The sequence below is a fragment of the Chitinophaga sp. genome (genome assembly GCF_036566945.1).
GTDB lineage: Bacteria > Bacteroidota > Bacteroidia > Chitinophagales > Chitinophagaceae > Chitinophaga.
On the sequence record NZ_DATCVJ010000809.1, the window covers coordinates 1 to 4,901 of the forward strand.

Annotated in this window: 5 protein-coding genes; 1 reads left to right on the forward strand and 4 read right to left on the reverse strand. The window is 44.8% G+C overall.

What is annotated here, in order from left to right; genetic code table 11:
* Positions 1-468: PAS domain-containing protein (locus tag VIP81_RS24490; protein WP_331967530.1), on the reverse strand; the 468-nt coding region annotated here is incomplete at its 3' end.
* A gap of 299 nt (positions 469-767) precedes the next feature.
* On the opposite strand from VIP81_RS24490, the gene VIP81_RS24495 reads away from it, so the two are divergent.
* A complete protein-coding gene (locus tag VIP81_RS24495; RefSeq protein ID WP_331967532.1) occupies positions 768-1,373 on the forward strand; it encodes a superoxide dismutase in 606 nt (201 codons plus the stop codon).
* Between the two features lie 108 nt (positions 1,374-1,481).
* On the opposite strand, the gene VIP81_RS24500 is transcribed toward VIP81_RS24495, so the two are convergent.
* From VIP81_RS24500 to yidD, 3 genes are all read right to left on the reverse strand, one after another.
* A complete protein-coding gene (locus tag VIP81_RS24500; protein WP_331967534.1) occupies positions 1,482-2,870 on the reverse strand; it encodes a Gfo/Idh/MocA family oxidoreductase in 1,389 nt (462 codons plus the stop codon).
* A 231-nt stretch (positions 2,871-3,101) separates the two neighbouring features.
* Complete coding sequence (locus VIP81_RS24505) at positions 3,102-4,775, reverse strand: S41 family peptidase (protein WP_331967536.1); 1,674 nt, start codon at positions 4,773-4,775, stop codon at positions 3,102-3,104.
* Between the two features lie 48 nt (positions 4,776-4,823).
* Positions 4,824-4,901 (reverse strand): membrane protein insertion efficiency factor YidD (gene yidD / locus VIP81_RS24510; RefSeq protein WP_331967538.1); only part of this gene is annotated, 78 nt, incomplete at its 5' end.

Consider the following 4,901-nt stretch of genomic DNA (forward strand, 5'->3'; position numbering starts at 1 on the left):
CGAAAGCTGTGCATTGGTATCAATGGCATTGGTCAGATCGAGGAAGGCGCAAATGATTTCTATTACCCGCCCATTCTTATCATGTGTAAAAGGCACTTCCAGCCCCAGCAGCCAACGATAGTCTACCTCTCCCTTTTTGCGGATACGCGCCAAACCACCAAATTGCGCCTTGTTATTGATGAATGATTGCTGCGCTACAGCAGCCAGTTTAAAATCTTCCGGATGCATGATGTGCTGAAAAAACTCCATACCCATACCCGTCATCTCTTCTGAAGAAAATCCAACTGTTTCTGCCAGGCGTTCATTGCACCAGGTAACAGATTTATTGTTATTGTCGTAGCTGTAAATCATGGCGGGTACATGATGTAAAATGCTCTCCAGCCAATCAATACGATTTTTTAAATGCTCATTTTCCTTTTGTAAGGCATTGAGGGAAAAATTTTGCCCTGAGTCCGAGCCTGTCTGCATACTATAAGTTTTAAACAAACAATAGGTAAACAACAACCAAGCACACACGAAATATGCCTAATGTTACGTCCTGTTAAACCGAGTATCCGTAAATATAAAATAATTTTCCATATGATCAAGCCCAGGCATGGGGTAATTACCGATTTAATGGTTTAGTTACTGTGTTTTGCAGATATCAGGGATTCGTCAAACCAAATATCTAAATAACTAAATAATTAAATGGCTAAATTTTAACGGATTGGCAGTAAATTTGGCGACTATCAAGAAATCATATTTTAAAACCCATAAAAAATTGAGTTATGGCATTTACACTTCCGAGCTTACCATACGCAACTGATGCGTTAGAGCCGAATTTCGATAAACTGACAATGGAAATTCACCATGGTAAGCACCACCAGGCTTATGTAGACAATCTGAACAAAGCTGTTGCAGGTACAGAAAACGAGAACAAATCACTGGAAGAACTGGTAGCTAATGCCGGCAAAATCAGTCCTGCTGTAAGAAACAACGGTGGTGGTCACTGGAATCACAGTTTTTTCTGGACCAGCCTCGCTCCTAATGCAGGTGGTACACCAAGTGGTAAACTGGCGGATGCTATCAACAGTGCCTTTGGTTCTTTTGAAGCATTCCAGGAAAAATTCAACACTGCCGGTGCTACCCGCTTCGGTTCAGGCTGGGCATGGTTACTGGTAAAAGATGGTAAACTGGAAGTTTCTTCCACACCTAACCAGGACAATCCACTGATGGATGTGGCTGAAGTAAAAGGCACTCCTATTTTGGGTGTAGACGTATGGGAACATGCTTACTACCTGAAATACCAGAACCGCCGTCCGGAATACCTGAAGGCATTCTGGAATGTTATTGACTGGAACGCTATCAGCAAACGCTTTGAAGCAGCTGTTTAATTAAGCGGAAAGCATAAAGCATAAAGCAAAAAGCTATTGTGTAACAGAGTAAGGCGTATAACCGCTTATATCTCGTACACAATAGCTTTTTGCTTTATGCTTTTTGCCTTATGCTTTCACCTTGAGCTGCTCCGGATCCCAGTGAATGATCTTATTTTCGAAATAGCTTTCGTTACACAGCAGTGCCGGTGCAGCAGCGCGGAAACCGAAAGTAGGATTTTCTGCTACTTTACCACCCGTACGCATGGCGTTGAACAGATTGTAGAAGTGATCGAAGTGAGCGCCTTTATAGCCTTTCTCTGCTTCATACTCCATCTTCTCCTGTGGCAGTATATCTGCACGGTGGTATACATATGATTTACCATTGTTAGATGCTGCTGCATTGGCAGCTGCCAATGGATCATTTTCATCCACATGTTCGCTGTTGCGATATACGGTTACTTTATCCCACTCTACCGTCATAGAGCCTTCGCTACCCACCATACGCAGGTAGTTGGTACCACCGGTACCATCTACGAAGTTTACGCGGAGAGACAGGTTAAACGCAGGGTGTATAGCTGTTTCAGGGTAGTCGAACATACCCAGCATCACATCTGGTACTTCTCTTCCATCTTTCCAGTAACGTAATCCACCGGTGGCCATTATCTTGTTTGGACCAAGGGAACCGGTTACGAGGTGAAGACTGGAAAACAGATGTACGAACAAATCGCCGGAAACGCCGGTGCCATAATCTTTGTAATTACGCCAGCGGAAGAAACGTAGTGGGTCAAAATCGCGCTTAGGTGCGTTTTTGAGGTAAGTGTCCCAGTCAACCGTTTTAAGCGACGCATCAGCAGGAATAGGGTACTGCCATGCACCGGTAGGCGACATACGTGCCCAGAAGCCTTCTGCATAGTTCAGTTTACCAATAGCACCATCTTTCAGCAGTTGTCTTGCTTTTTCATTTCCCAAAGAGCTCATCCCCTGGCTACCAACCTGGTATACCACTTTGCCATTACGCTGCTGTGCTTCTACTACCGCAGGTCCTTCGCTGATATCGTGTACCATTGGTTTTTCGCAATACACGGATTTGCCTTTGTTCATGGCGGCTACTGAAATATCCTTATGCCAGAAGTCAGGCACCGCAATGATAACGGCGTCTATATCTTTACGATCCAGAATTTCCTGGTAGCTACGGGTAGTATAAATATCATTCCCCCATTTCTTTTTGGCATCTGCCAGGCGGCCGTCATACAAATCACAGGCAGCTATCAACTTCACACCAGGTACGGTGATCGCAGTGTTGGCATCTGCTGTACCCATATTACCGGCGCCGATCAGGGCTATCTGAATCTGGTCGTTTGCGCTATACTTTTCCCTTAAGCGGGAAAGCGACTCTATATTTCTTTTTTTATCCGCAGCAGTCAGAATGCTGGGTAGCAGCGATGCGCCTACTACACCTTTGGCAAATTTGCTGATAAAACTCCGGCGAGAGTCTTCATTGGAATTTACTGGCATGATTAACCCTTTTTTAGGTTGTAAATGATAACTGTTTATTATTCACTGAGATCTCTCAAAATAAAAACAATAAACCGGAATTCATAATTTATATGGAAAACGTAAAAGGCTTGCAGGAACATGGAGGGGAAGAACGTTTAGCGTGGAGCGGTTATTCACTGTATGAGAAAAGTCCTGGTATTACCAGGACTTTTCTCTGTTAACTTTTGATAGAAAAAGTGATTCGTTATGCTACTTCGCAGCAGTCAGCAATTGCTTATACCTGGTGGGATTGTGCAGGATATCTGCAGCGGCATTCACTTCATTATCCCACTCCAGTGATTTGATAATCCGACCTCTTTGTAAATAATAGCGGTTCACGATTTCTTCTTCCAGCAAGCGTTTAATTTCTTCTTTATTTTTCAGCAGGTCCTGCTTTTTATCATGTTTCATTTTGGCTTCCAGCGTTTCCAGTTCTTTAGCCACTGCATCGTAATACTTTTCTTTCTTAGCTGTGCTTTTAAAAGAGTCCAATGCTTCTTCACTGCGGGTTTTATAGCTATAGTCTTTGTTATCGAGGTAGCGTGTGAAATCATCGAATTCCGCATCAGTCAGCACAAAACTGCCGGCGGCGGCGATTTTCGGGTGACTGTAATAATAGCTGGTGGCGTAATCGAAAATGAATTGTTTGCGGAGGAGCGTAATCGCCACCTGGCTGATATAGGTAGGTTCTACCTTAGCGTCTGGTTCTATGCCACCACCATCTTTCACGGCGCGGCCACCAATGGTGGTAAATGATTTGCGCAGGGAATCCGGTACATAGTCTACGCTGCCGTCGTCATTACGGTGCGAATAATCTATTGCCTGGATACAACGGCCGCTGGGGGTATAGTACTTAGCAGTAGTTACTTTCAGTTTGGTATTATAAGGCAGCTGCCGGGTAGTTTGCACCAATCCCTTGCCATAGGAGCGCTGGCCTATTACGAGTCCGCGATCCAGGTCCTGAATACTGCCTGCCACTATTTCTGAGGCAGAAGCGGAAGAATGATTGGTGAGTACTGCCAATGGCAGGCGTACATCCACCGGCTGCTCGGATGTTTCGTAGCTGCGATCCCAGTTTTTTACTTTACCACGGGTGCTGACAATGAGTTTGTTTTTATCTACAAAAATATTAGCTACTACAACGGCTTCATCCAGCAGGCCGCCGGGATTACCTCGAAGATCCAGTACCATCCCTTTCAGGGAAGGGTTGGTTTGTTTCAGTTGTTCTACCGCCCGGCGCACCATAGCACCACTGTTTTCGGTAAACTGGGTCATTTTTATATAGCCGATATCGTTTTTCAGGATGCCGGCATAGCTCACAGATTTTACATTAATTTCTTCGCGGATGATCTTTTTGGGTGTTTCCACGCCGGTAACAGGGTTTCTAAAAACCATGTCCAGCGGGGTTCCTGCGGCGCCTTTCAGTTGCCTGCTCACCTCTTCCTGGGCAGTATTTTTCACGGATTTACCGTCCATGCTTACGATGATATCGCCTGGTTTTACGCCGGCTTTGTCCATAGGGCTGCCTTCGTACACATCTGTGATGGAGGTCCATTCGCCGTTGGTATTGATAGAAGCCCCTACGCCACCGTATTTACCGGTAGCCATAAATTTGAGGTCATCGAGATTTTCTTCGGAAACGAAATCGGTAAAAGGATCTGTTTCTTCCAACATGGCCTCAATGCCCTTGCGCATCACTTTTTCGGGAGGCAGGTCATCTACGTAGTAAGTATTCAGTTCCCGATAGAAAGCCGCAAATATGTCCAGGTTCTTGGCAATCTGGAAGTATTTATCGTTTTCATTGAAAGCAAAGATGCCTGCTGCTGTAATCAGCAACAACAGCGCTGCTGTCAGTTTCTTTCTTTTATTAAAAAACGCACGCATGCAAGAATGTATAAGATGAACGATTAAGTTGGCAACCGGTTACATTGTTCAGGGAACCGGATCGTATCCATGCCCACCCCAGGGATGGCATGACAATATACGCTTTATGGTGAGATAGCCACCTTT